Annotated in this window: 1 protein-coding gene; it reads right to left on the reverse strand. The window is 74.7% G+C overall.

The features are described 5' to 3' along the window. The coding region (locus tag ACFU6K_RS29430; RefSeq protein WP_380668081.1) for a MupA/Atu3671 family FMN-dependent luciferase-like monooxygenase at positions 1-5726 on the reverse strand (5726 nt) is incomplete at its 3' end. Between the last annotated feature and the right edge of the window lie 37 nt (positions 5727-5763).

Raw genomic sequence — 5763 nt, forward strand, 5'->3', positions numbered from 1 at the left:
GGGGGGCCGATCGGGGCGTACTCCGGGCCGTCCGGTTCGATCTCACCGGCCGTCAGCGCGTGGGTCTCGGTCGGGCCGTAGTGGTTGACCAGCCGGCAGCCGGGGTTGCGGCCCAGGAAGGCCCGCAGTCCGGGGGTGAGCAGCACCTGCTCGCCGCCGGAGATCAGCTCCCGCAGGTGCGGCACCGGCTCCTCGCCGAGCGCGTCGGCCAGCGCGGCCAGCGGGGTGTACGGCAGGTGGACCCGTTCGGCCCGGGTGGCCCGGACGACGGCGGCCAGCGCCGTCACGTCGTAGCGGGTCTCCTCCTCGATCAGCAGCAGGGTGCCGCCGCCGGCCAGCGTGGTGAGGATCTCCTGGACGCTGACGTCGAACCCGCAGGAGGCGTACTGGAGGGTGCGGGCCGCGGGGTGGTCGGCGACGTTCCAGGCCACGAAGTGGGCCAGGGCCAGCGAGTGCATCAGCACGCCCTTGGGGCGGCCGGTGGACCCGGAGGTGTACAGCAGGTACGCGGGCGCCTGCGCCGAGGGGGCGGGCAGCGGGGGCAGCGCGGCGGGGGCGGTGTCGGCCGGGGCGGTGCCGGTGAGCACCGTCGGCACGGTCAGGCCGAGCTCCTTCGGGGCGTCGTCCGTGGTGGTGAGCAGGACGACCGGCGCGCTGTCCTGGACGATCAGCCGGCAGCGCTCGGGGCCCTGCAGAACGTCGACCGGGACGTGGACGGCGCCGAGGCGCAGGATGGCGAGCAGCCCGGCCACCAGGTCCACCGAGCGGGGGAGCAGCACGCCCACCCGGCTGCCCTCGCGGACGCCGGCCGCGAGCAGCCGGCCGGCCAGGTCCTCGGAGCGGGCCAGCAGCGTCCGGTAGTCCGTCTCGGTGCCGTCGGCGGCGACCACCGCGGTCTGTTCGGGCCGCTCGGCCGCGGTCGCGGCGACGGTGGCCAGCGGGTGCTCGGGGTCCTCGGCGGCGGCGGGTCCGCACTCCAGGGCGGTGTCGGCGGGCGCCACGGCCAGTTCGGCGAGCGGGCGCTCCGGGTCGGCGACCGCGGCCGTGAGCAGCCGCTCGAAGGCGCCGAGCAGCCGGTCGACGGTGGCCCGGTCGAACAGGGTGTCGGCGTACTCCACGTGGCAGCGGATGCCGTCGGGCAGGCTGGTCAGGAAGAGCGTCAGGTCGAAGGCGGCGCGGTCGGCGACGTGGTCCAGCGGGCGGGCCGTCACCCCGGGCAGGTCCAGCTCGAAGACCATGTGGTTCTCGAACTCGACCATGACCTGGAACAGCGGGTTGCGGCTGGTGTCGCGCTGCGGGTTCAGCTCCTGAACCAGCACCTCGAAGGGCAGCTGCTGGTGCTCGTAGGCGTCCAGCGCGGTGGAGCGGACCCGGCCCAGCGCCTCCGCGAAGGCCGGCTCGCCGGACAGGTCCAGGCGCAGTGCCAGCGTGTTGACGAAGAACCCGACCAGGTCCTCGGTGCCCTCGGCCCGGTTGGCCACCGGGGTGCCCAGCACGATCTCGTCCTGGCCGGCGTAGCGCTGCAGGACGCCGGCGAAGCCGGTCAGCAGCACCATGAACAGGGTCGAGCGCTTGGAGCGGGCCAACTCCCGCAGGCCATCGGAGAGTTCGGCGGGCAGGTGGTGGACGAAGGAGCGGCCTCGGCCGTCCGGCACCGCCGGGCGCGGCCGGTCGGTGGGCAGTGCCAGCACCGGCAGGTCGCCGCCGCCGAACACCTTGCGCCAGTGGGCGAGGCTCTCGTCGTACTCGCCGTCGGCGACCCGGGCCCGCTCCCGGGCGGCCTCGGCGGCCGGGCCGGTGGTCAGCACCGGCAGGTGGGCGGCCCGGCCCTCCTGGGCGGCCAGGTAGAGCTCGCCCAGCTCGCGGGTGATCACCACGGTGGACAGGGTGTCGATCACGATGTGGTGCATCGACAGGACCAGGACGTGCCGGTCGGCCGCCTGCTCCAGCAGCAGGGCCCGGAACAGCGGGCCCTCGGCCAGGTCGAAGCGGTGCGCGCCCTCGGCGGCGACCAGGTCGGCGACGGCGTCCTCGGCGGCCGGGTCGGCCGTGAGCCGCCGCAGCACCGGGCCGGCGGGCGGTGCCAGCACCTGCTGGAACGGTTCGCCGTCCTGCTCCCGGAAGACGGTGCGCAGCGCCACGTGGCGCTCGACCAGCCGGCGCAGCGCGGTGTCCAGCGCCTGGGCGTCGAGCGGGCCGTCCAGGGCGATCGCCTTGACCTCGTTGTACTGACCGCCGTCGGGCAGCATCCGGTGCAGGAACCACATCCGCTGCTGGGCGTAGGACAGTTGGGCGCCGCGCAGGGTGTCCCGGCGCAGGACGTCGAGCTGCGGCAGCCCGGCCGCCACCAGCTCGGGGGAGAGCCCGAAGTCCACGAAGGCGGCGATCTCGTCGGCGCCGGCCGCCCGCAGCTCGGACAGCACCCCCTGGACGCTCTCCGGTGTGCCGATCAGCGCGCGGGAGGCGCAGTACCGCTCGTACGCGCGCTCCAGCACGTACTCCAGGTCCTCCTCGCGGGCGTTCTCGAAGTCCAGGGTCAGGCCCAGGCTGTTGGCCATCTGCCCGAACAGCGAGAGCGAGGAGCGCAGGTAGTGGCAGAACGGCCGGTAGGCCTGCTCGCGCGCGGTGGCCAGGTCGGTGCCCAGGTAGGTGTGCACCAGCACGACCACCCGGCCGGCCTCCGGGTCGAGGCCGTGCTCGGCCCGGGTGCGCCGGTAGACCGCGATGTTCTCGGCCAGCTGGGCGACGTCCTGGGTCATCAGGTTGGTGATGACGCCGAGGTCGTGCCGGGCCGCCTCGCGGAAGCTGTCCGGGTTGCCGACGATCGCGGTGAACATCGGCGGCAGCTCCTGCAGCGGGCGCGGGTGCAGGGTCACCTCGATCGGCTCGCCGTTGCCGTTGCGGCCCTGGTACGGCTCGCCGCGCCACAGCGACCGGACGGTGTCGATCTGCCGGTGCATCAGCTCCTTGTGGCTGCCGTAGCGCTCGGGGAAGAACAGGAAGTCGTTGGGGTGCCAGCCGCTCGCGCAGCCCAGGCCGACCCGGCCGCCGGACAGGTTGTCGACCACCGACCACTCCTCGGCCACCCGCACCGGGTGGTGCAGCGGCAGCACGGCGCAGCCCGCGTTCAGCCGGATCCGGCTGGTCTCCCGGGCCAGGGCGGCGGCCAGCACCGAGGGGTTGGGGAAGATGCCGCCGAAGGAGTGGAAGTGGCGCTCCGGCAGCCAGACGGAGTGGAAGTCGTGCCGGTCGGCGAAGCGGGCGCTCTCCAGGACGATGCGGTACTTCTCGTCGTCCGGGGAGTCCAGCGGGTAGTCGCCGAAGAAGTAGAGGCTGAAGTCCACCGGCCGTTGCGGGTCGCTGACCGGCTCGTACGGGAGGGCCGGGGCGGGGGCGCCGCCCACGGTCCGGGTGGGCACGGTCCGGGTGGGTACGGTCGCGGCGGGCACCGGGAGTTCGGCGGCCGGCCGCGGGGCCGGCAGGCGGACGCCGGGGGAGGCCGGGAAGAAGCCGCCGCGCCGCAGGTCGCGCAGCGACTCGCGGACGGCGTCGATGACGAACTCCAGATCGCCGTCGGTGTGGGCGGTGGAGAGGAAGAAGTTGCGCCACTCCCACACGTAGACCCCGCGGGTCAGCAGGTGCGGGAAGAGCAGCTCCATGTCGGCCCGGGGCTCGAACCGGAAGAGCGAGCCGAAGTGGGCCAGCCGCAGCGGGAACTCCTCCTCCTCGAAGAAGGTGTTCAGGGTCGTGGCCAGCTCGTCGGTGCGGGCGTTCAGCCGCTCCTGGAGGCCGGGGCCGGCCGCCTTGAGGTGGCGCAGCACCGCGCCCGCGGCGGTCATCGCCAGCGGGTGCTGGATGTAGGTGCCGCCGAAGAAGGTGGTGTCCTTGGGCGGGTAGCTGTCGTCGCCGTAGTCCCAGTGACCGCCGTCGATCCCGTCCATGATGTCGGCCCGTCCGGCGATCGCGCCGATCGGGTAGCCGCCGCCCAGCACCTTGCCGTAGGTGGACATGTCCGGGGTGACGCCCCAGAAGCCCTCGGCGCCGCGCAGGTGGGGGCGGAAGCCGGTGAGCATCTGGTCGAAGACCAGCACGATGCCGAGCCGGGTGGTCAGTTCGCGCAGCGAGCGGACGAAGTCGACGGGCTGGCGGCCGGGGTGGCGGCTCTGCACCGGCTCGACCAGGACGGCGGCGATCCGGTCACCGTGCTCCTCGATGACCTTGAGGCTCTCCGGGTCGCCGTACCGCAGCACCAGCAGGTCGGCGACCGCGCTGCCCGGGATGCCGATGGACACCGGGACGGTCTCCCGGTCGGCGCCGCGGCCCAGGGTCCGGCCCAGGGTCTGGTCGGAGTGACCGTGGTAGGAGCCCTCGAACATGACGATCTTGTCCCGGCCGGTGTGCGCGCGGGCCAGCCGGATCGCCCCGGCGTTCGCCTCGGTGCCCGAGTTGGCGAAGGCGACCCGCTCGGTGCCGGTCAGTTCGGCCAGCAGCTCGGCGGCCTCGCCGGTCTCCGGGCCGCGCGGGCCCAGCCGCAGGCCCGAGGACAGGTGCTCGCGGACGGCCTCGGAGACGAACTCCGGGTCGTGGCCGAACAGCAGGACACCGAAGCCCATGGTGATGTCGACGTACGGGTTGCCGTCGACGTCCTCCAGCCGGGAGCCCCGGGCCCGGCGGGCGGCCAGCGGGTAGAGCATCTCCTTGGTGCCGGAGCGGAAGCCGACCACGGCGCGGCTGTCCGCCAGGGTGCGGCGGTGGCGGCGGGTGATCGCCTTGGAGGCGGTGGTGCGGGCGGTGAAGCGGGCGACCAGCTCGTCCACGTGGGCGCGCTGCTGGTCGGTCAGGCCGCCGGCGGCCATGCCGGACTCGCGGGAGACCGTCACCCGGGGGCCGTGCACCTGCGGGGCGGCCGGGGCCTGGGCCGGGGTCGCGCTCTCCGCGACGGGCGCCTCGGCGGCGGGGGCGGGCGTCGGTGCCTGCGCGGTGGCCGGTACGGCGGCCGGGGGCAGGGCCACGGGCACGGGCGCCGGGGGGAGGGCGGGCGCGCCGCCGGCCAGCAGGCCGAGCTGGTCGCGCATCAGGTCGGAGAACTGGCCGAGCAGTGCGAGCTGGCGCTCGATCAGGCCGGTGCCGTCGGTGACCGGGGGCAGTGCGGCGGGCACGGGCGCGGCGGGGACGGGCTGCGGAGCGGGGGCCTGGACGAGCGGCGCTTGGGCGATCGGTGCCTGAACGGCCGGTGCCTGTACAACCGGGGCTTGGACGGTCGGGGCGGCCTGGACGACCGGGGCGACCGGCGCTGCCACCGGCTCGGGCACCGCCACGGGCTCAGGCTCGGCGGCCGGCAGCAGCGTGGCCAGCACCGCCGGCTCCAGCCGGGAGGCGATCAGCCCGGCCAGCCGGGCCGGGGTGTCGGCGTCCTCGAACAGCTCGCGCATCGACACCCGGACCCGGAACGCGCGCTCCAGGTCCCGGATCATGTTGATCATCGACAGCGAGTCGGCGCCCAGGTCGAAGAAGGGCTCGTCCGTGCCGACCGAGGCCTCGTCGTAGCCGAGCTGGCGGGCCGTCTGCTCGACGACCTCCCGCAGCACGGCCCGCTCGGCCAGCTCCTCGGGGCTCGGCGTCGGTGAAGCAGCAGGTGAGGCAGCCGGTGAGGCAGCCGGTGAGGCGGCAAGTGCGACGGCCGGTTCAGCGGCCGGAGCGGTCTGCTGGGGTGGGTCCTGGCGCATGGCGGGGTCCTCGGTGGTCGGCCGGTCGGGGGCCACC

Source organism: Kitasatospora sp. NPDC057512, from assembly GCF_042802135.1.
Lineage (GTDB): Bacteria > Actinomycetota > Actinomycetes > Streptomycetales > Streptomycetaceae > Kitasatospora.